General features: G+C 64.2%; 28 protein-coding genes. 11 read left to right on the top strand and 17 right to left on the bottom strand.

All coding sequences use genetic code 11. The features are described from left to right. Positions 1 to 6: 6 nt before the first annotated feature. From DCM79_RS30630 to DCM79_RS30600, 7 genes are all read right to left on the bottom strand, one after another. Entirely contained in the window at positions 7 to 270 is a 264-nt protein-coding gene (locus tag DCM79_RS30630; protein WP_257177759.1) for a hypothetical protein, read from the bottom strand. A gap of 206 nt (positions 271 to 476) precedes the next feature. Beyond that, complete coding sequence (locus tag DCM79_RS30625) at positions 477 to 1,061, bottom strand: TIGR00645 family protein (RefSeq protein WP_257177758.1); 585 nt, start codon at positions 1,059 to 1,061, stop codon at positions 477 to 479. Between the two features lie 33 nt (positions 1,062 to 1,094). Then, positions 1,095 to 1,733 (bottom strand): TerC family protein, encoded by a 639-nt coding sequence (locus DCM79_RS30620; protein ID WP_028135659.1) that lies wholly within the window; start codon positions 1,731 to 1,733, stop codon positions 1,095 to 1,097. Further along, entirely contained in the window at positions 1,730 to 2,092 is a 363-nt protein-coding gene (locus DCM79_RS30615) for a hypothetical protein (RefSeq protein WP_257177757.1), read from the bottom strand. Before DCM79_RS30615 ends, DCM79_RS30620 begins: the two co-directional genes overlap by 4 nt. A 2-nt stretch (positions 2,093 to 2,094) precedes the next feature. Then, positions 2,095 to 2,574, bottom strand: coding sequence for a TerB family tellurite resistance protein (locus DCM79_RS30610; protein ID WP_257177756.1), 480 nt, complete (start codon positions 2,572 to 2,574; stop codon positions 2,095 to 2,097). A 504-nt stretch (positions 2,575 to 3,078) separates the two neighbouring features. After that, positions 3,079 to 3,312 carry a hypothetical protein gene (locus DCM79_RS30605; RefSeq protein ID WP_257177755.1) on the bottom strand — a complete coding sequence of 78 codons (234 nt, stop codon included), beginning with the start codon at positions 3,310 to 3,312 and terminating at the stop codon, positions 3,079 to 3,081. After that, a complete protein-coding gene (locus tag DCM79_RS30600; protein WP_257177754.1) occupies positions 3,293 to 3,817 on the bottom strand; it encodes a heme-binding protein in 525 nt (174 codons plus the stop codon). Before DCM79_RS30600 ends, DCM79_RS30605 begins: the two co-directional genes overlap by 20 nt. A 281-nt stretch (positions 3,818 to 4,098) precedes the next feature. Here DCM79_RS30600 and DCM79_RS30595 point away from each other — a divergent pair, with 281 nt between their 5' ends. The 4 genes from DCM79_RS30595 (at position 4,099) to DCM79_RS30580 (ending at position 7,001) form a co-directional block, all read left to right on the top strand. Further along, a complete protein-coding gene (locus DCM79_RS30595; protein ID WP_257177753.1) occupies positions 4,099 to 4,446 on the top strand; it encodes a hypothetical protein in 348 nt (115 codons plus the stop codon). 227 nt (positions 4,447 to 4,673) lie between these two features. After that, positions 4,674 to 5,501 (top strand): class II glutamine amidotransferase, encoded by an 828-nt coding sequence (locus tag DCM79_RS30590; protein ID WP_257177752.1) that lies wholly within the window; start codon positions 4,674 to 4,676, stop codon positions 5,499 to 5,501. A gap of 21 nt (positions 5,502 to 5,522) precedes the next feature. Then, a complete protein-coding gene (locus tag DCM79_RS30585) occupies positions 5,523 to 6,752 on the top strand; it encodes a carboxylate-amine ligase (protein ID WP_257177751.1) in 1,230 nt (409 codons plus the stop codon). 63 nt (positions 6,753 to 6,815) lie between these two features. Beyond that, positions 6,816 to 7,001 (top strand): hypothetical protein, encoded by a 186-nt coding sequence (locus DCM79_RS30580; protein WP_257177750.1) that lies wholly within the window; start codon positions 6,816 to 6,818, stop codon positions 6,999 to 7,001. A 13-nt stretch (positions 7,002 to 7,014) separates the two neighbouring features. Here DCM79_RS30580 and DCM79_RS30575 read toward each other — a convergent pair whose 3' ends face one another. Next, on the bottom strand, positions 7,015 to 7,323 hold the full coding sequence (locus DCM79_RS30575; RefSeq protein ID WP_257177749.1) for a hypothetical protein: 309 nt from the start codon (positions 7,321 to 7,323) through the stop codon (positions 7,015 to 7,017). A 390-nt stretch (positions 7,324 to 7,713) separates the two neighbouring features. Between DCM79_RS30575 and DCM79_RS30570 the strand changes: the two genes are divergently transcribed. Beyond that, entirely contained in the window at positions 7,714 to 8,853 is a 1,140-nt protein-coding gene (locus DCM79_RS30570) for a glucuronate isomerase (protein WP_257177748.1), read from the top strand. Positions 8,854 to 8,863: 10 nt separating this feature from the next. On the opposite strand, the gene gor is transcribed toward DCM79_RS30570, so the two are convergent. The 3 genes from gor to rpiA all read right to left on the bottom strand — a co-directional run bounded on the left by gor (position 8,864) and on the right by rpiA (position 11,654). Beyond that, the gene (gene gor, locus DCM79_RS30565; protein WP_257177747.1) at positions 8,864 to 10,252 is read right to left on the bottom strand and encodes a glutathione-disulfide reductase; all 1,389 of its coding nucleotides are present in this window, start codon (positions 10,250 to 10,252) and stop codon (positions 8,864 to 8,866) included. A gap of 146 nt (positions 10,253 to 10,398) precedes the next feature. Beyond that, positions 10,399 to 10,938: a DUF2059 domain-containing protein gene (locus DCM79_RS30560; RefSeq protein ID WP_257177746.1), complete on the bottom strand. Its 540-nt coding sequence runs from the start codon at positions 10,936 to 10,938 to the stop codon at positions 10,399 to 10,401. 2 nt (positions 10,939 to 10,940) lie between these two features. Further along, entirely contained in the window at positions 10,941 to 11,654 is a 714-nt protein-coding gene (rpiA, locus tag DCM79_RS30555) for a ribose-5-phosphate isomerase RpiA (RefSeq protein WP_257177745.1), read from the bottom strand. Between the two features lie 151 nt (positions 11,655 to 11,805). Between rpiA and DCM79_RS30550 the strand changes: the two genes are divergently transcribed. From DCM79_RS30550 to DCM79_RS30530, 5 genes are all read left to right on the top strand, one after another. Then, positions 11,806 to 12,495 (top strand): HAD family hydrolase, encoded by a 690-nt coding sequence (locus DCM79_RS30550; RefSeq protein ID WP_257177744.1) that lies wholly within the window; start codon positions 11,806 to 11,808, stop codon positions 12,493 to 12,495. 155 nt (positions 12,496 to 12,650) lie between these two features. Next, positions 12,651 to 13,142 (top strand): hypothetical protein, encoded by a 492-nt coding sequence (locus tag DCM79_RS30545; protein WP_257177743.1) that lies wholly within the window; start codon positions 12,651 to 12,653, stop codon positions 13,140 to 13,142. Positions 13,143 to 13,264: 122 nt separating this feature from the next. After that, the gene (gene moaA / locus DCM79_RS30540; protein ID WP_257177742.1) at positions 13,265 to 14,284 is read left to right on the top strand and encodes a GTP 3',8-cyclase MoaA; all 1,020 of its coding nucleotides are present in this window, start codon (positions 13,265 to 13,267) and stop codon (positions 14,282 to 14,284) included. Between the two features lie 169 nt (positions 14,285 to 14,453). Then, the gene (locus DCM79_RS30535) at positions 14,454 to 15,035 is read left to right on the top strand and encodes a TRAP transporter small permease subunit (protein ID WP_257177741.1); all 582 of its coding nucleotides are present in this window, start codon (positions 14,454 to 14,456) and stop codon (positions 15,033 to 15,035) included. A gap of 27 nt (positions 15,036 to 15,062) precedes the next feature. Next, positions 15,063 to 16,718: a TRAP transporter large permease subunit gene (locus tag DCM79_RS30530; RefSeq protein ID WP_257177740.1), complete on the top strand. Its 1,656-nt coding sequence runs from the start codon at positions 15,063 to 15,065 to the stop codon at positions 16,716 to 16,718. A gap of 124 nt (positions 16,719 to 16,842) precedes the next feature. Here DCM79_RS30530 and DCM79_RS30525 read toward each other — a convergent pair whose 3' ends face one another. Together DCM79_RS30525 and DCM79_RS30520 are read right to left on the bottom strand one after the other, a co-directional pair. Continuing rightward, positions 16,843 to 18,309 (bottom strand): sensor histidine kinase, encoded by a 1,467-nt coding sequence (locus DCM79_RS30525; protein WP_373568068.1) that lies wholly within the window; start codon positions 18,307 to 18,309, stop codon positions 16,843 to 16,845. A 1-nt stretch (position 18,310) separates the two neighbouring features. Next, complete coding sequence (locus tag DCM79_RS30520) at positions 18,311 to 18,985, bottom strand: response regulator transcription factor (protein ID WP_257177739.1); 675 nt, start codon at positions 18,983 to 18,985, stop codon at positions 18,311 to 18,313. Between the two features lie 360 nt (positions 18,986 to 19,345). Between DCM79_RS30520 and DCM79_RS30515 the strand changes: the two genes are divergently transcribed. After that, a complete protein-coding gene (locus DCM79_RS30515) occupies positions 19,346 to 20,875 on the top strand; it encodes an FAD-dependent monooxygenase (protein WP_257177738.1) in 1,530 nt (509 codons plus the stop codon). 36 nt (positions 20,876 to 20,911) lie between these two features. On the opposite strand, the gene DCM79_RS30510 is transcribed toward DCM79_RS30515, so the two are convergent. The 4 genes from DCM79_RS30510 to DCM79_RS30495 all read right to left on the bottom strand — a co-directional run bounded on the left by DCM79_RS30510 (position 20,912) and on the right by DCM79_RS30495 (position 25,132). Continuing rightward, positions 20,912 to 21,262 (bottom strand): hypothetical protein, encoded by a 351-nt coding sequence (locus tag DCM79_RS30510; RefSeq protein WP_257180899.1) that lies wholly within the window; start codon positions 21,260 to 21,262, stop codon positions 20,912 to 20,914. Between the two features lie 172 nt (positions 21,263 to 21,434). Beyond that, positions 21,435 to 22,523 carry a TRAP transporter substrate-binding protein gene (locus DCM79_RS30505; RefSeq protein WP_257177737.1) on the bottom strand — a complete coding sequence of 363 codons (1,089 nt, stop codon included), beginning with the start codon at positions 22,521 to 22,523 and terminating at the stop codon, positions 21,435 to 21,437. 167 nt (positions 22,524 to 22,690) lie between these two features. Further along, on the bottom strand, positions 22,691 to 23,779 hold the full coding sequence (locus tag DCM79_RS30500) for a TRAP transporter substrate-binding protein (RefSeq protein WP_028135634.1): 1,089 nt from the start codon (positions 23,777 to 23,779) through the stop codon (positions 22,691 to 22,693). Positions 23,780 to 23,995: 216 nt separating this feature from the next. Further along, the gene (locus tag DCM79_RS30495) at positions 23,996 to 25,132 is read right to left on the bottom strand and encodes an Mrp/NBP35 family ATP-binding protein (RefSeq protein ID WP_257177736.1); all 1,137 of its coding nucleotides are present in this window, start codon (positions 25,130 to 25,132) and stop codon (positions 23,996 to 23,998) included. Positions 25,133 to 25,158: the final 26 nt, after the last annotated feature.

Genomic DNA, 25,158 nt, shown 5'->3' with positions numbered 1-25,158 from the left:
ACCGTGTCAGCGAATGATGGTCGTGAGAGACGAGTAACGCCTGTTCGGTTTTGCATCGCCCGGCGCGAATTGCGCGAATGCCTCGCTGACGCGGACCGCCGGCGGCGTGTCGCTCGCAAACCGAAACTCCTTCGGCCGCGGCGCGTAGAAGCTGGCGCGGTAATAGGCGTCGTCGAAGCGCGCCTCGCCGACCCCGAACAATGCGTCACAGACCAGCAGGAATGCGTAGACTCCTGCGACGGCTGCGACGGTCTCCCTGAGAATTGCCATGCCCATAGCCCTGCCCTTTTGCGGACAGGATGCAGACCGGTTCCAAAGGCCTGGTTTAAAGCGCCGGGCTTCTTGTCCGCAGGCTTTGCCGCCGCTGAACGGATTGCAGACAATTTTATCGATCCTGCAAAAAAGAGCCCGCCGGATCGGAGGATCAGGCGGGCTCCAGGCTTGGCCGCTCGGGAGGTCTCAGGCGGCCGGATTCGTCAGTGGTGGGCGGCTTTCTCGCGATGGCCGCTCTCGCTGAGGCGGTCGACCCAGGCGATGCCGACCGCAGAGACGATGAAGGTCATGTGAATCAGCACCTGCCACATCACCCCGCTCTCGGTGAAATTGCTGCGCGTCGTGCCGAGATTGCCGGCCTCGATGAAGGTCCTGAGCAGCGAGATCGAGGAGATGCCGATGATCGCCATCGCGAGCTTGATCTTGAGCACGCTGGCATTGACGTGACCGAGCCATTCCGGCTCGTCGGGATGGCCGGTGAGGTTCAGCCGTGAAACGAAGGTCTCGTAGCCGCCCACGATCACCATGATCAGCAGGTTCGAGATCATGACCACGTCGATCAGCCCGAGCACGACCAGCATGATCTGCTGCTCGCTGGCGTCGAACGAGTGCAAGACGAGATGCCAGAGCTCCTTCAGGAACAACAGCACATAGACGGCCTGGGCGACGATGAGGCCGACATAGAGCGGCAATTGCAGCCAGCGCGAGCCGAAGATCAGCTTCGGAAGCAGGCCGACCGGCGGCAGTGGCGCGGCCGGCGCCGAAGGTGCTTTGGGTTCAGACGTCATGGATCACTCCGGGTTGCAAGCAGGCATGCTGCCTCAGAGACTCGCGATCACAGGCGCGAGCTCGAGCGAACCCCGATAGATCATCTCGAAGGCGACGTAAATGATGATGGCAAGACCGACATAGGCGACCCAGCGCTGTTTCTGGAGCACGCGGCCGAGCAGATCGGCGGCGACGCCCATCATCGCGACCGAGAGCAACAGGCCGAAAGCGAGGATGTAAGGGTGCTCGCGCGCGGCGCCCGCGACCGCGAGCACGTTGTCGAGCGACATCGAGACGTCGGCTGCAATGATCTGCAACGCGGCCTGGCCGAAGGTCTTTGACTGCACCGGGGCAGCGTCCTGGCTGCCGCCGTGGCTGAAGGCGAGTTGCCGCGAATGCGCAGACTGCTCGCGCAGCTCGCGCCACATCTTCCAGCACACCCAGAGCAGCAGCACGCCGCCGGCAAGCAAGAGGCCGATGACCTGCAGCAGTTGGGTCGCGACGCCGGCAAAGGCGATGCGCAGCGCGGTGGCGGCAGCGATGCCGACGATGATGGCGCGGCGGCGCTGCTCGGCCGGCAATCCCGCTGCGGCAAGGCCGATGACGACGGCGTTGTCGCCGGCGAGAACGAGGTCGATCAGGATGACTTGGAACAGCGCGGTCAGCGCTTCGGCGGTGATGAGTTCAGTCATGATTGATCATTCCTAGAAGCCGACGATTCGAGCCAATGCGGCTTGCGGCGCTCGATCCAGTCGAAGACTTTTGAACGGGAGGTGCGCAGCGCAGGGACGTCCTCGGCGAGCAGAGCCAGGCCGAGCGGGAGCATCCAGACACCGAGAATCGGAAGGAAGGACAACACGCCGCCGAAGATGAGCAGCGCGCCGGAGGGAATTCTGACCCAGCGGCTCGACGGTTTGAGCAGATAGGTGACGGTATCACCCATGCGCGGCGGCAGTCGATCGACGAGCTTGTCGAGGCGCGGGTCACCGCCCGCCAGCTCACTGGCGGGACCCGTGGCCTCACGCGTACGCCCGTTCGATGCTGCGCCCATGCTTACTCCTCTGTGGCCAGTTGCCGTTCGGTGCGCGCCTGACCCGACGGGATCGGCTTCGCGCGCGGCAGCGCCAACGTCAGCAGGCGCAACAATTTGATCGCCTGCACTTCGTGGGGATGGACGTCCTGGTCTGCGGCCGCGACCCGCTGCGACAGTTCCATCAGATGTGACGACAACGGCATGTCCGAGACCGGCCGCAGCGTGTCGATCACGACATTGGCGAAATCCGGTTCCTCCAGCCGTTCGGCGAGTGCGTCGAACATTGCAAACAGCCTCTCGTCGTCGAGATGCGGCGCCAAGCCGCGATCCCTGATGAATCGGATCACCTCGTCGCGCTCGACCGGCGAAACCTGCCGGTCGGCCACGGCGACGAGCGCGCCGGCGATCACCAGCGCAGCCGCGGCCTGCTCGTTCAGGCTGGACGGCTCTGCGATCTCGATCTCGATCTCGATGGGATTTGAATGCTTGGCGTCGGACATCGTTGCTCCCTGGTCTTGCGAAATGGCCGCACGGAGCTGCGATGGGGGTCGATGGAGTCGGAGAGAACATCAAGGGCCCGACGATCGGCCAATCCATCGCATTCGCGCGGGACAGGTCATCCGACATCACGAGGTTTGCCGACATTGTCGGCGTCCTCGCCAGAGGGGCCCGGATTCTTGTTCGTACCAGAAATATAGGTGTGCCTGTCGGAATCAAGGCAAGATGAGTGCGACCAGCCGCCGCATCGGTTCCATATATGTCGGAACGGACCGAGGGAGCGACACTTTCCAAACCCGTCATCCGGGCGTCAGATCTGGATGCAGTGGCGTTGCAATCCGAGCCTCGACGGATGACTGCCTGGCGATCGACGCCGCAACGTACGATGTCAGCTTGCGTAAGAGCGAACCGCCACGCGTTCACCCCTGACAAGCGCTTCAACCGCCTTGCGTGCGACGTCGTCAAAGTCGGACGGTGCTGATGACCCTGCGCGTAAGCTTGCTGCGTCAATCGCTCGATGCGCCTGTCTTCGGCGGTGGACCATCGGCGGGCGGCTCGATCAGCGTGCCGTCGGACGCATCGGGTTCATAGCTGGCAATTCTAGACAGATTGCCAGCCACATCTTTTCCGTGGGCCACGGGCAAAAGGCGGAAGTTGCTTGGCTCGCCTATTGAATGACCGCCGGCCCGAAATTTGTACCGGGCCGGCAGTTCTTTTCGCTCAGCGACGATTGAATGCATCAACGCCGGCCTGACAGACGACGGCGTCCTGCGGTCCAGTGCCACCGCTGCAACCGATCGCACCGATGAGTTTGCCTTCAAGGATAATTGGCAGGCCGCCAGGTGAGGCCACTAGAGTGCGGTCGAGTGTCATCACGTAGTTATGACCGGTCTCGGTGAGATCGAACAGGATCTTGGTGTCACGCCGAAACTGAGCAGCGGTACGCGCCTTGTTTTGAGCGATTGATGGCGATGCGAGCATGGCGTCATCCATCTTCACAAGGTGGGTCAAATCTCCCGATGGAGATACAACAGCGACAGACATTTTCCAGCCGCGCTTGGCGGCGTCAGAGACTGCAGCGTCTACCGCTTGGCGGGCCAACTCCATCGATATAGGCGTGCCATAAGGGATATCCGCGGGCATCTTCTCTGGCACCCCCGGCGGAAGCGGTTGTTGCGCCAATGCTGCTCCGATCGGGATCAGGGCGCATGTGGATAACAATCTTGCAAGAGTACGAAATCCCACTGAACTTCCTCCCTATCTTGGAATAACCAAAGATTGCAATCTTAGCGCAGTACTAGCGAATTGACGAGTGCAGCCGGAGACGATGATCCGCTTCGGGTCAAAATGCGAAGACCTCAACCTGAGCAGATCTGGTCCGCAATGCGTCACCGAGCGGACTTCAACGAAGGTGAGCAGCTACTTCGTTGATGGGCCAAAAGCGGACGTGGCAGCATCTGAATGCTCGGTTCGATCGATCGTGCGCCGCGCGTGGCAACAATACTGATCGCTGATCGCTGATTGTGATGTCGGTCACGCCATCCGCGCTGATCTCGAACCCATCCGATTTGCGTAGCCACCAACGGATGTCTGAACTCAAACTCCAAAAGGACAAAACCATGATTACCAAGACGCTGTTCGTCGGCCTTCTTGCTGCCGGTTTTCTCTCCGCATCTTTCGCGGTTGATGCACAAGCAGACCCACGTCATTCCCAGCAGGTGAAGAACGGGGGAATCAGCCAGCTCGGCACGCCCCAGAATGGTGCCCGGGCGGGCTCCATGGATAGCTGGCCGCAGACCATGGACGAACTGACCAACGCCTACAATTGTGGTCCGTATGCGGACAAAGAGGCGGCCAAGAAGTGCAAGAAGTGAGCGCTTTCTTGTGAACCGTTGCAGTGCTGCAGAAGGGTCAGCTACACGCTGGCCCTTTCTCTTTGGCAATAACTCCGTGGCTACCACACACTTGTCAGCGACCGCGACGCTCGTCCTGCGGCCGTATGCACTAGCAGAACTTGGCGGGCAGCTCGCCAGCGGTCAGGAACTATCATGCAGGCCAATGAGTTACCGCACATCACGGCATCTCCCGACAGGATACACCTATGTGCCGCTGGATCGCATACCGGGGCGAGACGACGTCGTTCGAGCCTTATGTCACCGAACCCGAACATTCCCTGGTCGCGCAGAGCATCCGCTCGCTGCAATCGACGGCGGGCTCGAACGGCGACGGCTTTGGTCTCGGCTGGTACGGCGAGCATCCTGAGCCGGGCCTTTATCGCGAGACGCGCCCGGCGTGGTCCGACGAGAATTTGCGCTACCTCTGCCGGCACCTGCGCTCGCATTTGTTCTTTGCTCATGTGCGCGCCGCCACCGGCACGGCGGTGACGCGGCAGAATTGCCATCCGTTTGCCTGCGGGCACTGGATGTTCATGCACAACGGATTCGTCGGAAGCTGGAATCGGCTGCGGCGCAAGGTCGAGGCGCTCATTCCTAACGACTATTACCCGTCGCGGCTGGGCACGACCGACTCCGAAGCCGTGTTCCTGGCGATGATGGGGGCCGGCCTCGACAGCGATCCGCTTGAGGCGACGCGGCGCGTGCTGCAAGCGCTCGTCGGTCTCGTCAATGAAGGCCAGCTTCGCGAACGGCTCCGCTTCACCAGTGCGATCGCCAACGGCAGGGATCTCTACGCCTTCCGCGTCGCGGTCAACGACGCCGCGAACACGCTCTATTTTCGCGAGGACGCCGGCGAGGTCATCGTCGTCTCCGAGCCGTTCGACAAGGAATCGGATTGGATCGAGGTGCCTCCCAATCACGCGTTGATCGCGCGTGCATCCGAGAGCGCAAAGATTGTTCCGTTCGAGCTTGCAATTTCCGGTGAGAGCGATGCGGAACCGGTTCCGGTCAAAAGGATTATCGCCCGCAGATAGTTCCTTTGCCGGGTGGGACCAATGTCAATCGCTTCCGACGTTTTGAAACTGCTGCGTCTCGATTCTTCCGACGACAAGCAGCACGTCGTCATCCGTTCCGCCGGCGGACGCGGCAAGGCCACCGACTATTCCTTCGGCATCGAGGAAGAGTATTTCCTGGCCGACCGCCGCAGCCTCGAGGTCGCGATCCAGACTCCCAACGAGCTGTTCGAATCGGCGAACTGGTCGACCGGGGGCCAGGCCATGCGCGAGATGCTGCAATCCCAGCTCGAGGTCGCCACCAACGTTCACGTCGACGTCAACGACGCCCGCGAAGAGCTGCGCTTCCTGCGGCGCGAAGTCGCGAATGTCGCCGCGCAATATGGCTTCGTGATCATGGCCTGCGGCACCCACCCGACGGCGGTCTGGCGCATGTCGCAGCCGAGCCCGAAACCGCGCTATGAGGAGATGATCGAGGATCTGCGCAGCATCGGCCATCGCAACATGATGTGCGGTATGCATGTGCATGTTCAGTTGCCGGATCCCGAGAAGCGCATGGCGGTGATGCGGGCAATGCTGCCGCACCTGCCGCTGTTCATCGCGCTGTCGGCATCCTCGCCGTTCTGGGCTTCGCACAAGACCGGGCTGAAGGGCTACCGCCTCGCGGCCTATTCCGAGCTGCCTCGCACCGGCCTGCCCGAACTGTTCGAGAGCCGTCGGGACTACGACGAATATGTCGGCGCCTTGCAGCGCTCCGGCGTCATCCCTGACGAGAGCCACATCTGGTGGGCGATGCGTCCTTCGATGCGGCACCCGACACTCGAGCTGCGAGCGCCCGACACCTGCACCTTCGTCGACGATGCCGTTGCCATCGCCTCGCTCTATCGCTGCCTGACGCGTCACCTCTATCTGCGGCCTCATTTGTCGAAGGAGGTCACGGCGGTCGACCGCGCCATCGCGGTGGAGAACAAATGGCGCGCCCAGCGCTACGGGACCGATTGCATCTTCGCCTCCCGGGAAGGAGCGGTCACGATTTCGGAGATGCTCTCCCGGATCATCGACGCCACCGCCGAGGACGCCGACCTGCTGGGGTGTACCGCCGAGATCGAGCATTGCCGCGTCATCGTCGACCGCGGCAGCTCGGCCGAATTCCAGCTTCGCGCCTATCGCGACAACGGCGACGACATCACAGCCGTGTCACGATGGATCGCTACATCTACCCTGTCCGGAACGAGCGCGCCTGTCCAACGCAGCGCTCCTGCGCCGTCGTAGCGGCCGCGCAAGCTTTGCGAACGAGAACGTCATTTCTGAATTTGGTAGGCCGTGGGGGAATGCATGACTGACATCGCCTGGTGCACCGGTTGCGGCCACAGCCTGGTTCCGATCCTGTCCGAGAAGGACCGCGCGCGGCCAGGCTGCTTGTGGTGCGAGGGCGTCGATGCGCGGACGATGGAGATGGCAAAGTGGGCGGACAGCCCGGCCGGCAAGCCGGATCGGGCCGCGCCCCGCGCCTTCGATTGAGGCGCCCTCCGCCTCAGGCCCGCGCCACCTGGCGCGGACGGAACACGGATTCGGCGGCGGGTGAAAGCGCCGCGACCGGCTTTCGCGCCGGCCGGCGCCGCGGGATGAAGAAATTGTTCACGAGGATCGGCTCGTGATCGCCGAGCGCGATCCGCTCCTTCGCGAGCAAGCTCATGACCGCGCGCATCTTGATGACTTCCTGCGCCACGAAGCTGCAATCCTCATCGCGGTTGATCTGCTCGTGCATGATCGCCTCGGCTTCGCGCATGCTGACGCGAAGCGCCCTGATTGTTCTCCGAATTTCGCTGATACGGTGGTCCATGGCTGCCTCCATCTCGGAGACAGCATAAGAACAAAACATGAACAATCTGTCAATCGCCGCGAGGCCTAGACCCGGCGTTTTCGCTCATCCCAAGACCCGCATCCCAAGACCCGCATCGCACTCGCTTTTCCCCGACGCGCTGCACGCATTGGCGAAGCTTGCTGACAAATTAGACAGCTGCCGTCGCGCCCCGGAAGCACGCCCCCCTCGCACCGGCGCCTGACGATCAGACCCAGCCATCGATCTAACGTCCCGTGCAACCATCGAATTTGCTTCTGCCCAGGCACGCCTGCATCGCCGCGCCGGGCTCGCTTGACGCTTCGTCAACCGACTGGCCCGAAATTCGCAATGAAGTTGCGAGCGAAGCAACGGCGCAGAGCGGAGAACGTCATGAACGTGCATGCTGCGGGCGATCTCAAGACGATCGGCCTGACTCATCCGAATGGCGTGCCGCTTCGCCTCAACATCCAGGACTTCGTCGCAATCGATCGCGACCGGAATGCGAAGTTCGAGGCGACGTATCGTCCGCAAGCGCTCTACAATCGCGCCAACGAAGGCTTTCACGCCAACAACGAAACCTTCCTGCTGCACGAAGTCGCGACCAATCTGCCGATCTACCGTCCCGACACCGGTCCCACCGATTTCCATCTGCATCTTCCGCCCGGCGGCTTTCAGCTCGTGCTGGTCACCTCAGGCGCGTTCACCTTCGACTATGACGGGCGCTTCTATAATGTCGGCCCTGGCGCGGTGATGCTGCAAAGCGCGATCGTGCATCGCCAGCTGTTCTATACCTGGTCGGGCCTGTCGACCGAAGAGAACCTGAAGACGCCCCAGACAGTGGTGCCCGACCCGATCTCGATGGGCTATTCGGGCAAATTCCTCGAAGCCTTCATCACCGATCCCACCACCTTTCCGAATCCGACCATCGTGGGTCCGGACCAGATCAACGAGGCCGAGACGCCGCGCGTGGCCTGGAGCCACAAGCTTCACAACCGGCCGGCCGATGCCGGCTTCTGGCTGCAGGATCCGCTGGCGCTGGATGCGCTGTTCAAGCCGCTCACCGATGGCTCCGTCAAATCGGCCATGCCGGTTTATCTGCGCGATATCGGCATCGAAGGCCCGAGCGGCCATCTCGTCACCGGCCACATCATCGCAACCGATCCGCGCGGCCAGTCGCTGCTGCCGAAGAGCACGTCGATCGCCGCCGATGCGACCTGCTTGGCGAAGGGCGAGGTCGTGATCTACCGGGTCATTCGCGGCTCAGCCGAATTCAGGAAGAGAGCTGGCGAGACCTTCGAGCTCGCCGCCGGCGACGTCGTGACGGCGGGTAAGGATTCGATCAGGCTCGTCGGCCTCGGCGAAAATACCCAGTTGCTCCGCCTCGGCCTGCTCAAGGGCATGAACGAGCTGCGCAGCTGGACGCCTGCGCAGCGTGACGAGATCGACGGCCTTGCCGGTCAGATCATCACCCACAGTGATGTCCGTCCGCTGCGGACCGAAGGCAAGCCGGTCGGGTATCTGTACGGCTGAGCGGCCGAGCCTACTCCGCCGCCTGGCGCACGTGCCGCGCGGTCGGCGTGCGCATGGTGACGAGCTCCTCGGCCGCGGTCGGATGCAGCGCGATCGTGGCGTCGAAATCGGCCTTGGTCGCCTTCATCTTCACGGCGATCGCGACGGCTTGCGTGATCTCGGCGGCGGCATCGCCGACGATATGGCAGCCGAGCACGCGACCGGTCGCGCCGTCGACCACGAGCTTCATCAGCACGCGGGTGTCGCGGCCCGACATCGTCGCCTTGATCGGGCGGAACGTGGTCTTGTAGATGTCGACATGGCTGAATTGCGCGCGCGCCTCGGTTTCGGTCAGTCCCACCGTGCCGACCTCCGGCTGCGAAAACACGGCGGTCGGGATATTGGCGTGATCGACCCTCACCTCGCGCTTGCCGAACACGGTGTCGGCGAAGGCATGGCCCTCGCGGATCGCGACCGGCGTCAGGTTGAAGCGATGGGTGACGTCGCCGATCGCATAGATGCTGTCGACCGAGCTCTTCGAGAATGGATCGACCGCGATGCCGCCATTGGCGGGATTGATGGCGACACCGGCCTTCTCCAGCCCGAGATTGGCCACCGCTGGATGGCGGCCGATCGCGAACATCACCTGGTCGGAGGCGAGGCTCGATCCGTTCGACAGATGCGTGGTGAACTCCTCGCCGTGGCGATCCACCTTCGCCACCGTGCAGCCGGTGAGGATGGTGATGCCCTGCTTCTCCATCTCGGCCCGGACATGGGCGCGGACGTCCTCGTCGAAGCCGCGAAGGATGTTGTCGCCGCGATAGACCACGGTGACGTCGGAGCCGAAGCCGGCGAAGATGCCGGCGAATTCCAGCGCGATATAGCCGCCGCCCTGGATCACGATCCGCTTCGGCAGCTTCTTCAGATGGAACGCCTCGTTGGAGGAGATCACGTGCTCGATGCCGGGGATCGCGGCCCCGTGGTTGGGCGCACCGCCGGTGGCGATCAGGATGTATCTTGCGGTGATCTTGCGGTCGTTCTCGAGCAGACGGACGGTGTGCTTGTCCTCGATCACCGCGCGGCTCTTGACGATCTGCGCGCCGGATTTCTCGACATTGGCCGTGTAGGCAGCCTCCAGCCGCGCGATCTCCTTGTCCTTGTTGGCGATCAGCGTCGCCCAGTCAAAGCTGGCGGGCGGAACGGTCCAGCCGAAACCGGCGGCATCTTCCAGATCCTGCCGGAAGTGCGAGCCGATCACGAACAGCTTCTTCGGCACGCAGCCGCGGATCACGCAGGTCCCGCCCATGCGGTACTCCTCCGCGATCGTCACGCGCGCGCCGTGACCGGCCGCGATGCGGGCGGCACGCACGCCGCCCGAGCCACCGCCGATGACGAAGAGGTCGACGTCGAATTCAGCCATTGTCCACTCCGACCTCTAATTCATGGTCCGATCCCGGAGGGCCGCGCCAGCGCAAAGCGTGCAGCGGTCTTCCGAGAGGACCATGCTCAAACAACAACCTGAAGCGCGATGACGCGCTTGAGGAATTCCCTGTCAGATAGGGTCTGTCAGATTTCCTTGCCACGCTTGCGCATCTCGGCGCGGAAGGCCCCCATCACGGTCTCGGAGAAGGTCTGGGCCCAGGAATTGATGAAGTTCATGCTGAGCCCGATGGCGCGCGGCTCGGCGTCGAGCAGCTTCTTGCCCAGCGGCGACTTGTAGAAGACGACGAGGTCCTTCAGCTCCTGCTCGGTGAACTCGCTGGCATAGATCTGCGCCATGCCGTCGCCGATCTCGTTCTGGCGCCCGTTGAGCTGCTGGGCCACGATCGGGGCGATCTCGTTGAGGTCCTTCTGGTAGTTGAGGTTCTGCTGGATCAGCGCATTCTTGGTCTTCTCGACGAGGCCGGGCACGGCGCCCGCATACATCCCGCTGGCGTTCTTGATCTGCAGGATCTCCTTGGCGGCCGCAATCGCCCCGGGCGAAGCCTTCGACTGGGCCGGCGCCGCGGGCGCCTTCTGGGCCTGCTGCGCCACGGCCGGGACGGCCGCGAGGGCCAAGCCCGCAGCGAGCGTCGCGGCCGGCAAAAATTTCAAAAAGCTCTTCATTCCTAGTCTCCTTTCGGCTTGCGCCGTTCAATCACGCGGATTCCCTCGCCACCCGCCAGAACGGCAGAGCTGGCCAAGCCGATGAACAATCCATGCTCGACGACGCCGGGGATCGCGCTCAGCGCCTTGGCGAGGCTGGCAGGATCCTCGATCCGTCCAAGCTGGGCATCGATGATCCAGTGGCCGCCGTCGGTGACGAAAACGTGGCCGTCCTTGCCGTTGCGGACCGCCATTTGCCCGGAAACGCCGCATTCGGCAAATGCCTTCTCGATCGCGCGGCGCGTCGCACCGAGGCCGAACGGGATGACCTCGACCGGCAGCGGAAACTTCCCGAGGGTCGGCACCCATTTGCTGTCGTCGGCGATCACGATCATGCGATCCGAGGCCGCCGCCACAATCTTCTCGCGCAACAGCGCGCCGCCGCCGCCCTTGATCAGGTTGAGCGCGGGATCGATCTCGTCGGCGCCGTCGACCGTGATGTCGAGATGGTCGATCTCGTCGAGCGTGGTCAGCGGCACGCCGCAGCGCGTCGCGTCGAGGCGCGTCGCCTCGGAGGTCGGCACGCCGATCACCTTCAGCCCGGCGGCGACGCGCTCGCCGAGCAGCTCGACGAAATGCTTGGCGGTCGAGCCGGTGCCGAGCCCGAGCTGCATGCCGTCCCGCACCTCCTCGAGCGCGCGGGCGGCAGCCTGTCGCTTCAACTGGTCCATGTTCACGTTTGCGCCCGCCTCTGAATTCGTGAGCCGCCGACAGCGACCGTTTTCGGCGGCCTATGTAGCCTCGTTTTCCGCGCGGGAACAGGCCTATAAGGTGATCTTATGGGCCCGCCCCTTGCGTGGACGCGACCGGGCCGGTAGCGCTTGGATCATGACCTCCTTCAAAGGGACCTCCCCTCACACCATCGTCTTCGATCTCGACGGCACGCTCGTGGATACGGCGCCCGACCTGATCACCGCGCTGAACTACGTGCTCGACCGCGAAGGGCTGCCGCCGGTGCCGATGGCCTCGGCCCGCAACATGATCGGCGCCGGCGCCCGCAAGCTGATCGAGCGCGGGCTGGAGGCGGAGGGCCGCACCGTCACCCCCGCTGACATGGACCGGATGACCGCGGATTTCATCGCCTATTACGCCGATCATATCGCGGTTGAATCCCGCCCCTTCGACGGGCTCGAAGCCGCGCTCGACCAGTTTGCGGCCCAAGGCCACCGCCTCGCGGTCTGCACCAACAAGCTGGAATGGCTCTCCAAGCGGCTGCTGGACCAGCTCGACCTCAGCCGCCGCTTCGCGGCGATCTGCGGCGCCGACACTTTTGGCGTCCAGAAGCCCGATCCGACCATCTTCCGGGAAACGGTGGCGCGGGCCGGCGGCGCGGTCAAAGCCAGCATCATGGTCGGCGATGCCGGAACCGATGTCGGGGTGGCCCGGCGGGCCGGGGTGCCGGTGATCGGGGTCAGCTTCGGCTACACGGACGTGCCGATTGCCGAGCTGAAGCCTGACCGGCTCATCCATCACATGCGCGACCTGCCGGCTGCCGCCAGCAGCCTGATGACCGCATAGCCCGTCAACCTATTGAAATAACTTGTTATTTTGATCGACCCCGCATTAACCATTCATTGACTATGCGCCGCCCGCCAGTTGCCTGCCTCAAACGACACTCCTAAGGTCGGTGCGGGGCTTGTGTGGCGGTTCGTCGCAGTTGAAGTGGATGGGTCATGCGTCGTGTCATCGCGGCTGCGTTAGCGGGAGCGGGCCTGTTGGGAGCGGCCAGCCTTGGCGGCTGCTCCTCGATGTCGGACGTGTTCAAATCGACCCCGCCGCCGGTCCAGGTCCGGCTCGAATCCAATCCTCCGGGTGCGGACGCCACGACGTCGCTCGGTCCGGGCTGCAAGACCCCCTGCTCCGTCTCGGTTCCAGCTCCCGACGTCCCCTTCACGGTCGCGTTCGCGCTGCCGAAGTACCTGCCAGCAAGCGTCCCGGTGAACCTGATCAAGAATCCTGGGGATTTCACCACCCCGGCCTCGGTGACCACGGACCCGAATCCAGTGTTTGCGGAACTGCAGCCCGCAACGCCGCCCAAACCGGTCCGCAAGCCGCACCGGCCGAGGAAACCGAAACCAGCCGCAGCGGCGCCTACTGCGGCACCGGCTCAGGCTGCTCCGGCTGCAGCCTCGCCGTTCCCCGATCCGAACGCCGGCCGGCGTTGAGCTAAGTATACCACCCGATTGTCCTCGCCGCGTCCGATGCTTAGATTGCGTCCCGAGCACCGCTTGAAGCCACCGCTTGAAGCCGAGGTGCGCCCGTCGCCATCAGTGACAAGGCCTCTCGCATGAACGGATCCGCCGCGCTGTCGACCCCGATGACCGATCCGTTCGGGCGGACCATCAGCTATTTGCGCGTGTCCGTGACCGACCGCTGCGACCTGCGCTGCTTCTACTGCATGTCGGAAGACATGACGTTCCTGCCCAAGGCGAACCTGTTGACGCTGGAAGAGCTCGACCGGCTCTGCTCGGCCTTCATCGCCAAGGGTGTCAAAAAGCTGCGCCTCACCGGAGGCGAGCCGCTGGTCCGGCGCAACGTGATGACGCTGGTGCGCTCGCTGTCGCGGCATCTGTCGAGCGGCGCCCTGAACGAGCTGACGCTGACCACCAACGGCACCCAGCTGGCGAAACACGCGCGCGAGCTCGCCGATTGCGGCGTCCGCCGCATCAACGTCTCGCTCGACACGCTCGACCCCAAGAAGTTTCGCGAGATCACGCGCTGGGGCGAGATCGACAAGGTGCTGGAAGGCATCGAGGCCGCGCGCGCCGCGGGACTTGCCGTGAAGATCAACGCGGTGGCGCTGAAGAACCTCAACGAGGACGAGCTTCCCGAGCTGATGCGCTGGGCTCACGGCAAGGGCATGGGCCTGACGCTGATCGAGGTCATGCCGATGGGCGAGATCGGCTCGGGCCGCATCGACCAATATCTGCCGCTGTCGCTGGTGCGTGCGCGCCTTGCCCAGCAATTCACGCTGACCGACCTCGCCGAGAGCACCGGAGGTCCGGCCCGCTATGTCAGCGTCGCCGAGACCGGCGGCAAGCTCGGCTTCATCACGCCGATGACGCATAATTTCTGCGAATCCTGCAACCGGGTTCGCATCACCTGCACCGGAACGCTGCACACCTGTCTCGGCCACGAGGATGCCTCGGATCTGCGCAAACCTCTGCGTGCATCCGATGACGACATGCTGCTTGCGGATGCGATCGACCGCGCCATCGGCCTGAAGCCCAAGGGCCACGATTTCATCATCGACCGCCGCCACGACCGTCCGAGCGTCAGCAGGCACATGAGTGTCACCGGCGGCTGACACCGGCGGACTACGGGCTTATTCCCCTTAACTATCAACAAACTTCCGATTGACTGGCGGCACGCCCGCTGGTTTGGTGCGGCTGCCTCATGCCTGCGCGGCGAGACAAGCCACGCGCCATCTCGGCGCAGTCAAGACGGCCGGGGCACAATCGGGGGAGGACCTATCGTTGCAAGCGCTCCTTAAGCTGAGCAGCAGGATCGACGCGTTCACGCGCTGGACGGGCAAGCGTGTAGCTTGGCTGATTTTGCTCGCCGTGATCATCTCGTCAGTCAACGCGATCATCCGCAAGACGTTCGACACCTCCTCGAATTCGTGGCTCGAGCTGCAATGGGTGCTGTTCAGCATCGTCTTCCTGCTCTGTGCGCCCTGGACCCTGCTCGACAATGAGCACATCCGCATCGACATCGTGAACAACACGCTGCCGAAGAAGGCCCGCAACATCATCGACGTCGTCGGCCACGTATTCTTCCTGTTTCCGATCTGCATCGTCATGATCGTCACCGGGGTGCCGTTCTTCTTGCGCTCCTTCCAGATCAACGAGCAATCCGGCAACGCCGGCGGACTGCCGCAATGGCCTGCCAAATCCCTGATCATGATCGCATTCGCGTTCCTGCTCGTTCAAGGCATCTCCGAGCTGATCAAGCGGATTGCGGTGATGCGCGGATTGATCCCGGACCCGCATGAATCCCAGGTGTCGGCGCTGGAGGCGGAAGTCGAGCATCTCGTCGAAGCGATCGAGAAGAAATAGCCGTTGGCGACGGTGTAGGGGGAATTCATGACCGCATTCATCATCGCCAATATGGCGCCCATCATGTTCGTGTCGCTGGTCGTCATGCTGCTGCTTGGCTATCCCGCGGCATTCTCGCTCGGCGCCGTCGGCCTGTTCTATGCCGTGATCGGCGTCGAACTCGGCCAATTCCACCCCGACTTCCTCCAGGCCCTGCCGGAGCGCGTCTACGGCGTGATGAACAACGACACGCTGCTCGCCATTCCGTTCTTCACCTTCATGGGACTGGTGCTGGAGCGGTCGGGCATGGCCGAGGACCTGCTCGACACCATCGGCCAATTGTTCGGCACCATCCGCGGCGGCCTCGCCTATGCGGTGATCTTCGTCGGCGCGCTGCTCGCCGCGACCACGGGCGTGGTGGCGGCTTCCGTGATCTCGATGGGTCTGATCTCGCTGCCGATCATGCTGCGCTATGGCTATGACCGCCGCGTGGCAGCCGGCGTCATCGCTGCCTCCGGCACGCTCGCCCAGATCATTCCGCCCTCGCTCGTTCTGATCGTGATGGCCGACCAGCTCGGCAAGTCCGTCGGCGACATGTACGAGGGCGCCTTCATCCCCGGCCTCGTGCTCGCGGCCCTCTATGCCGGCTACGCCTTCCTCGTCAGCATGATCTTCCCGGCGGCAGCACCCGGCCTGCCGAAGGACGCTATCGGTTTCCGCGAAGACAATGGCGACCGCGGCCTGGTCTCGCTCGGCATGCTGTTCCTGGCGAGCTGCGTGTTCGGATGGTTCATGATGCGCAATTCGAGCACGCATGGCGCCGATTACGTCGTGCTCAGCATGTTCTACGGCATCGTCTTCGCGTTCGCGGTCGCCGTGGTGAACTGGGTCGTCGACAGGCTGACCGGCTTCCGTTTCCTGTCCAAGATGGCGCAGCAGACCACCTTCGTCATGGTGCCGCCGCTGTTCCTGATCTTCCTCGTGCTGGGCACCATCTTCATCGGTATCGCAACCCCGACCGAAGGCGGCGCGATGGGCGCGGCCGGTGCCCTCATCCTGGGCGCCGTGAAGCGCCGGCTCAGCTGGGACCTCATCCGCCAAGCCACGGAATCCACCGCCAAGCTGTCGGCTTTCGTCGTGTTCATCCTGGTCGGTGCCCGCATCTTCTCGCTGACCTTCTATGGCGTCAACGGGCACGTCTGGGTCGAGCACCTGCTCACCTCGTTGCCCGGAGGGCAGGTCGGCTTCCTGATCTTCGTCAACGCCCTCGTGTTCGTGCTGGCCTTCTTCCTCGACTTCTTCGAGCTGGCCTTCATCGTGATCCCGCTGCTCGGGCCTGCCGCCGAGCATCTCGGCATCGACCTGATCTGGTTCGGCGTCATTCTCGGCGTCAACATGCAGACCTCGTTCATGCATCCGCCGTTTGGCTTCGCGCTGTTCTATCTCCGCTCGGTCGCACCGAAGGATCGCTACACCGATCGCATCACCGGCAAGCGGATGGAACCCGTCACCACGGGCCAGATCTATTGGGGCGCGGTGCCTTTCGTGATCATCCAGCTGATCATGGTCGGTCTGGTCATCGCCTTCCCGGCGATGGTGATGCACTACAAGGGTGTGCAGACGAACATCGATCCCAACACCATCAAGATCGAGGTGCCGCAGATCGAGCTGCCGCCGCTGGATCTCGGTCCGCCGCAGAAGTAGCGGGACGAGCCTTCTTCCTTCTCCCCTTGCGGGAGAAGGTGGCGCGAAGCGCCGGATGAGGGGGTCTCTCCACGCGTCAATTGAGAGTGGGACTCGCGGAGAGACCCCCTCACCCGTCTCGCCGCTAACGCGGCGCGCCACCCTCTCCCACAGGGGGAGAGGGTGCAACGTCACTGCCGCGCCAGTTGTTCTCAACAGCCCTTGCCGCATCCGCCAGCCGAAACCGTAGCGTGAACTCGGCTCCGCCGCCGGGAAGATTCTCCACCGCAACCGTAGCGGCGTGATCGTCCGCCACCGCGCGCACGATCGAGAGTCCGAGGCCCGCGCCGTCGCTGCGGCGGCGGTCGGCGCGCCAGAAGCGCTGGAAGATCAGCTCGCGCTCGGCCTCCGCGATCCCCGGACCGGAATCGCGCACGCGCACCGAACCGTCCTCGCCCACCTCGATTTCGACGGTGCTGTCCTTTGCCGTGAACTTGATGGCGTTTTCGGCGAGGTTGAAGATCGCGCGCTGCAGCATCTCCGCATTACCGTGGATCGGCACCGGCGCATCGGTGCCCTTCAGCGCGATGTCCTTGTGCTGCGCGATCGCGAACGGGGCGATCGCGGCGACCACCTCGGCGGCGACGGCGCGCAAATCCGCGGTCTCGCCGGGATCCAGCACCAGGGTGTCGAGCTCGGCGATCTCCAGCAGCTGGGCAACGAGGCGGCTCATGGTTTCGATGTCGGCATGCAGCGCCTGCCGCGCCGTGCGATCGTCGAGCGTCTCGATCCGCGTGCGCAGGATCGCGAGCGGCGTGCGCAATTGATGCGCGGCGTCCGCCGTGAACTGCCGCTGCACCCGAAAGCCGCCTTCGAGCCGGTCGAGCGCCTGGTTGACGGCGGTGACGAGCGGCAGGATCTCGCGCGGGATCTGCTCCGTCGGCAGGCGGATGTCGGTGCGCGCCGGTCCGATATTGGCGGCCTTCTCGGAGGCCCTCCACAGCGGCGCGATCGCACGGCGGAAGATGATGATGTCGGTGGCGAGCAGGACCAGGAGGATCGGAATCGTGATCCAACCGACGCGCCGGAAGAAATTCGAGACGATGTCGTCGATGATGACGTCGCGGTGCGCAAGATCCTCGGCGACCTGGACCCGCACTGTCTTGCCGTCGATCTCCCGGGTGACCGACGCGCCGGAAATGCTCTCCGACGCGCGCGGTGCGGCGGCGGCGGCGCGCCGGTGCGAGGAGAAAAGCAAATGGCCGTCGGCATCGCGAATGTCGTACTGATAGCGGCCATACGCTTCCGAATAGAGGCCCTTGAGACTGTCGGGCAGATTGAACGTCAACAGGCCGCCCGGCTGCGCGACGATGCGCTCCGCCAGCACTTCGGCCTGCGCGCGCATGGCATCGCGATGCAACTGGCCGATCTCGGAATTGAGCAGCCAGAACAGCACCAGCGGCAGGAAGATCGCGGCCACCGCGACCGCCAGGATGTGCAGGAACACGATGCGCCAGATCAGCGATTTGAACGTCGGCAAGCCGCCATAGGACGCATGGGACCTGGCGTGGGACCTGGCATGGGACTTGGCCTCGGACCCTGCCTGGGCCACGCTATTTCTCCGCGTCCATGAGATAGCCGACGCCGCGGATGGTGTGGATCACGACCTTGGCGCCGTGTTCAGCGAGCTGCTTGCGCAGCCGCGAGACATAAACCTCGACGGCGTTGGAGGCGACCTCGCCGTCCAGCCCGAAGATATGGTCCTCGACGTTCTTCTTCGGCACCACCCGCCCCTGCCGGCGCAGCAGGATCTCGAGCACCGAGGTCTCGCGCGCGGAGATGATCCGCGGCTGGTCGTCGACGAAGATCTGGCGGCTCTCGGTGTCGTAGACCAGGTTGGCGAGACTGAGCGAACGGCCAAGCAGCTGGCCGGGCCGGCGCAGGATCGCCTCCAGCCGCGCCACCAGCTCCTCCATCGCGAACGGTTTTGCGAGATAATCGTCGGCGCCGCTGCGCAGGCCGCCGACGCGGTCCTGCAAGCCGCCGCGTGCGGTCAGCACCAGCACGGGGAGCGGCTCCATCCTGGCGCGCAGCTCGCGCAACACCGACAGGCCGTCGCCGTCGGGCAGCCCGAGGTCGAGGATCATCGCGGCATAGCTGACGCTGCTCACCGCCTCGCGCGCCTCGGCCGCGCTGCCCACGATGTCGCTCTGGTAGCCGGCCGCCGCCAGCCCGCCCGCGACCAGCCGCGACAGCTCGGCATTGTCCTCGACGATCAGAAGGCGCATCGCATGTCCGCCGAAAACTCAAGTCACCGCACGGCTCGCGCGGCATCTTCGCTCTCTTCCACCATTCCGGCCGCCTCGGCCAGCGAAAAAGCACGGCGCCGGTCGCCCTTCCCTGTCAAGTTCATGCCGGCTGTTGCTCCATTGACGAGGCCGCGACCAAACGGCTAAATTCGTCATGTCGGAAAAGGCAGACTTGGCTTGGTAAGCCCAAGTCCTTTCGGTAACGAAAGCTCTGGTCTTTGGCCCCGTGCCTGAGATCCCCACGACGAACCCGATCGCTGTTCAGGCGGTCAGACGTTCGTCCGTGAGGTCCTCAGGTCTGGGAAACGCTCCGGTCGAACATCGACAACGGAGCAGTTTATGCAGATCCCCGACACTCCCCCCTACGACGTCATCATCGCGGGCGCTGGTCCCGTCGGCCTTTTTCTGGCTTGTGAATTGCGGATCGCCGGCTGTTCGGTGCTGGTCCTGGAAAAGGCGCGACACCCGCACTCGCCGCTCAAGAGCCAGCCGTTTGGCTTGCGTGGTCTCTCGGTGCCGACGATCGAGAGCTTCGACCGGCGCGGCTTGCTGGAGTGTCTGAAAGCTGGCGCGGCGAGCCGGGAGACGCCAGCGGGTGCGCACTGGATGCAGCAGCAGCGTCGCCCCGCCGGTCATTTCGCCGGCATCCAGTTCTTTCACGATCAGATCGATGCAACGCAATGGCCACACCGCCTGCCCGGCCCGATCGGGAGCATGGCGGTCGAAATGGCGAGCATCGAGCCCGTCCTTGCGGTCCGCGCCGAGGCGCTGGGTGCAGAGATCCGGCGCGGCTGCGGCGTCGAGGCTCTGAGACAATCCATGGACGGCGTGACCGTCGACACGGCCAGCGAAACCGTTCATGGCCGCTGGCTCGTTGGTTGCGACGGCGGCCGCAGCACCGTGCGAAAGGCGGCCGGTATCGGCTTCACCGGCACCGATCCGGAATTCACCGGCTATTCCGTGCAGGTCGAACTGGTCGATCCGGGCTCGCTCGAGCCCGGTCGCCATTACACACCTACTGGGATGTACACCTATGCGGCGCCAGGGACGATCGCGATGGTCGATTTCGACGGCGGCGCCGCACATCGAAGCGAGCTGGAGCGCGACCATGTCGAGGCGGTGTTGCGCAAGGTTTCGGGCGTCGACCTGACGATAACTGCCCTGCTGCTCGCCACCACCTGGACCGACCGCGCCTATCAGGCAACCGATTATCGCGCCGGCCGCGTATTGCTGGCCGGCGATGCCGCGCACATCCATTCGCCGCTGGGCGGCCAAGGCCTGAACCTCGGCCTCGGCGATGCCATGAACCTCGGGTGGAAGCTCGCCGCGACCATTCGCGGCGATGCGCCCGCCGGGCTGCTCGACAGCTATTCGACTGAACGATATCCGGTGGGAGCACAGATCCTCGACTGGTCGCGCGCCCAGGTCGGGCTGATGCGCCCCACCAGGAGTTCGCGCGCGCTCGAAGCCGTTGTCCGTGACCTCGTCAACACGCGCGACGGCGCGACCTACTTCGCCGAGCGCGTGTGGGGTGTTTCCCTCCGCTATGATCTCGGCGGGAGCCATCCGCTGGTGGGGCGGATTGCGCCCGACTTTGAACTGGGCGATGGGACAAGACTGAGCGAGCTCCTGAGAACAGGGAAAGGATTGCTGCTTGATTTCGGCGCGCGGCCATCGCTTCAAGCGCTTGCGCGCCGCTGGATTGGCCGGATCAGCTATGTTGCAAGCGAGGCAAAGGACGAATTGGGCTTGACCGCTTTGCTCGTGCGCCCCGACGGCGTCGTGGCCTGGGCCTGCGAACTGACTCCCGACAACGAGGAAGCGTCTCGGGCCGCGGCGCGATGGTTCGGTGATCCCAATGCCAGCTAAAGCCGTTCGTCTCGTCGGCCGTAGCGTTACTTCGCTTCAGCCTGACTTCGTGCTGTGCAGCCGGAAAGCGGTCCTGAGCTCAGCCACTTCGCGCGCCGTCGCCCCTCGCTCTGCGTCGGCGCGGCTTGCCGCCAAGTCCACATAAGCGATCGGCTGATCGAACTGGCTTGCCGTGAAGTCGTACCTCTCACCTTCGATCCGGTTGTAAAAATGGTCGCCGGCCGGCAGCGGCGTCTTCAGGAGGTCGCCGCCGAACAGCTCATGAACGAGCAGCGCCGTGACGTTGCATTGTCCCGCCGCCGGATTGCTCGCGGTCCATTGCCTCGCCGTCGCCAGCGACCATGCCCTGCACAGCGTTCTCTGAACGTCGTCTGGATCGAAGCTCAGCACCGTTCCGCCTCGGCGAAGACCGCTTGGATCGCCAATTTTTTCCGATGACTTATCAATCCCTTGGCTACTGTGCATGGGGTTGTTTTTCAGTTTTCAAGTCTGGGCCCTCCAAACATGGCAGCGCCCCGGAGCTTTCACACCGGGGCGCTGCCTGCGAGAGATGACGCAATCAGCTCTGCGAGCGGCGCGCCATGAAGATGTCGTAGCCGACCTCGGCGACCTGGAACCAGGAGTAGCTGTCGCTCGTGAACTTGGCGAGCGAGTCGTGCACCTTCTTGAAGTTCGGGTTGCTTGCGGCGACTTCGGCGTGCAGCTCCTTGGCAGCCTTGTGGCAGGCGTCCATGATCGACGGCGAGAACGGGTGCAGCTTGGTGCCGCCGGCGAGCAGCTTCTTCAGCGCCAGCGGATTGGCATTGTCGTAGCGCGCCATCATGTAGTTGTTGGCGTAGTGGCCGGCCTGCTCCAGCACGCTCTGGTAATATTTCGGCAGCGCGTTCCACTTGTCGAGGTTGACGAAGGCCAGCAGCATCGGCCCGCCTTCCCACCAGCCGGGATAGTAGTAGTGCGGTGCGATCTTGTAGAAGCCGAGCTTCTCGTCGTCATAGGGGCCGACCCATTCGGCGGCGTCGATCGTGCCCTTCTCCAGCGCCGGATAAATGTCGCCGCCGGCGAGCTGCTGCGGCACCACGCCGAGCTTCTGGAGCACGCGGCCGGCGAAGCCGCCGACGCGGAATTTCATGCCCTTGAGGTCGTCGGGCGTATTGACCTCTTTCCTGAACCAGCCGCCCATCTGGCAACCGGTGTTGCCCGCGAGCAGCGAGACGACGTTGTAGCTCTTGTAGAATTCGTTGAGCACGTCGCGGCCGCCGCCCAGCATATACCAGGCCTGGTTGATGCGCATGTTGGGGCCGAACGGCACGGCCGAACCGAAGGTGAAGGTCGGATCCTTGCCGAAATAATAGTAGGACGCGGTGTGACCGATTTCGCAGGTGCCGTTCTGCACGGCGTCGAGCACCTGGAGGCCCGGGACGATCTCGCCGGCCGCGAAGATCTGGATCTGGAATTTGTTGTCGGTCGCCTCAGCGACCATCTTGCACATCATCTCGGCTCCGCCAAACAGCGTGTCGAGCGACTTCGGCCAGCTCGTCGGCATGCGCCATTTGATTTCCGGCATCGATTGCGCGATCGCGGGAGCCGCGAGCGTGGCGGCGCCGGCCGCGCCAAGTCCGGTGACCTTGATGAAGTCTCTTCTCTTCATGATTTCCTGCCCTGATGGTTTGCGATTGTGGGCCTTCTTGCCGAGGCTTGGGGCCAGCATGACGCAAGCCGGGACGCAATGCCATCCCCCGATCGCACCGGGGGAAAGAAAAAGCCCGGCCTCCAGGAGGCCGGGCTCTGCGGTCTTGCGACTTTGGGTCTAGGCGATCAGCCGCGCGTGCGCGAGCGGATCATGAAGCTGTCGTAAGTATATTCGGCAACCTGCCACCACAGATATTCGTCGGAGCGGTAGGCCTGCATGGCATCAATCACCTTCTTGAAGTCGGCGTTCTTGGCCGAGACCTCGGCCCAGAGCTCGTTGGTCGCCTTGAGGCAGGCTTCCAGCACCTCGTTGGTGAAGGGACGAAGCTGGGTGCCGCCGGCAACCAGGCGCTTCAGCGCCGCCGGATTCTGCATGTCGTAGCGTGCCGCCATCCAGGTATTGGCATGGGTGGTCGCGTTGGCGAGGATGGCCTGGTAGTTCTTCGGCAGCGCGTTGAACTTCTCCAGGTTGGCGAAGGCGTGGACGGTGGGACCGCCCTCCCAGAAGCCCGGATAGTAGTAGTACTTGGCGACCTTGGCGAAGCCGAGCTTCTCGTCATCGTAGGGGCCGACCCACTCGGCGGCGTCGATGGTGCCTTTCTCCAGCGCCGGATAGATGTCGCCGCCGGCGAGCTGCTGCGGCACCACGCCGACCTTCTGGAGCACCTGGCCGGCGATGCCGCCGATGCGCATCTTGAGGCCGGAGAGGTCTGCGACGGTCTTGATCTCCTTGCGGAACCAGCCGCCCATCTGGGTGCCGGTGTTGCCGCAGGGGAATCCGATCACGTTCGACTTCTTGAAGAACTCGTTGGCGAGCTCGTTGCCGCCGCCCTGGAACAGCCAGGAATTCTGCTGGCGCGCATTGAGGCCGAACGGCACCGAGGCGAAGATCGCGAAGGTCGGGTCCTTGCCGACGTAGTAGTAGGACACCGTGTGGCACATATCGACCGTGCCGTTCGTGGTCGCATCGAGCGCCTGCAGGCCGGGAACGAGCTCACCGGCGGCGAACACCTGGATCTGGAATTTGTTGTCGGTCATCTCGGCAACGTACTTCGCCACCTGCTCGGCACCGCCATAGATGGTATCGAGTGACTTCGGGAAGCTCGAAGTCAGGCGCCACTTCACCTCGGGCGAGGACTGCGCGATCGCCGGCGAGGCCACTGCGGTCGCCGCCGCGCCTGCTGCCGACACTTTCAGAAAATCACGACGCTTCATCTTCAGGTCTCTCCTTGCTGGGGCGTTTCCCCTTGAACTTCTCTTGTGCCGCCGCTGATTCCGGCGACGCGACAGGGCCGCGTCGAACCGAAGGGGCTTGACTGCGGTGGGCCTTTAACACGGAAGGCGCGTTTGCGGAACGCGACAATGGCATGACGGGGCTCTACGAAAGTCGCATGTCTCCCAAGGGGACGAGGCGGCGCGCCGGCGGCCGCTTCAAGCCGCCGCGATGACGCCCTTGAGCTGGTCCCGGACCTGCCCTGCTATGGCGCGGTAGATCGCCGCATGGGGACCATCCGGCTCGCTGTCGACGACGGGGTTGCCGGCATCCGAGGTCGCGCGAATCGCCATGTGCAGCGGGATCTCGCCGAGGAACGGCACCTCGAGCTTCTCGGCCTCGTGGCGCGCGCCGCCATGGCCGAAAATGTCCGACCGCGTGCCGCAATGCGGGCACTGGAAATAGCTCATGTTCTCGACGATGCCGAGCACGGGCACGTTGACCTTCTTGAACATGGCAAGTCCCCGCCGCGCGTCGATCAGGGACAGGTCCTGCGGGGTCGAGACGATCACCGCACCCTTGAGCGGCACGTTCTGCGCCAGGGTGAGCTGGGCATCGCCGGTGCCCGGCGGCATGTCGACCACGAGAACGTCGAGCTTGCCCCATTCGACGTCGCGCAGCATCTGCGTCACCGCCGACATCACCATGGGACCGCGCCAGATCATCGCGGTCTCTTCCTCGACCAGGAAACCGATCGACATGATCGCGAGGCCGAAGCGCCGAAGCGGAATCATCTTGCGCTCGTCGTTCAGCTCCGGCTTGGCGCGCAGGCCCGTCAGGCGCGGCACCGAGGGGCCGTAGATGTCGGCATCGAGCAGCCCGACCTTGAGCCCGAGATCGCGCAGGCCGAGCGCCAGGTTCAGCGCGGTGGTCGACTTGCCGACGCCGCCCTTGCCGGAGGCGACCGCGATCACGGCGGCGACGCCGGGGATCTCCGACTGCCGCGCCATGGGCGAGCCGCCTCCCTGCGGCGGCTTGTGGGCATGGGCCGGCTGCACGCCCGGCGCGCCGCGACTGGGCTGCGGAGGCGGCGGCGGTGCGGAGCCCGGCTTGCGCTCGGCGGTCAGTGCCACCATGACGGTGGTGACGCCGGGGATGCTGCGCACGGCGGCCTCGGCCTCGGCCCGGATGGATTCCCAGGCCCTGGCCTCGGCGGCATCGACATTGATCGAGAAGAACACCTTGCCGTCGGACGCGCTGATCGCGCTCAGCACATTGGCATTGGTGAGCGCGACCCCGCGGGGGGACTTGATCCTGGCGAGGCTGTCGAGAACCTGTTGCTGCGTCACGCTCAAAGTGCATCTCCTGGACGGAGCCTGAT

This window comes from Bradyrhizobium sp. WBOS07 (genome assembly GCF_024585165.1).
Taxonomy (GTDB): Bacteria; Pseudomonadota; Alphaproteobacteria; order Rhizobiales; family Xanthobacteraceae; genus Bradyrhizobium; species Bradyrhizobium japonicum_B.
Note: the sequence above shows the minus strand (reverse complement) of the source record. Positions and strands in the feature narration are given on the sequence as shown.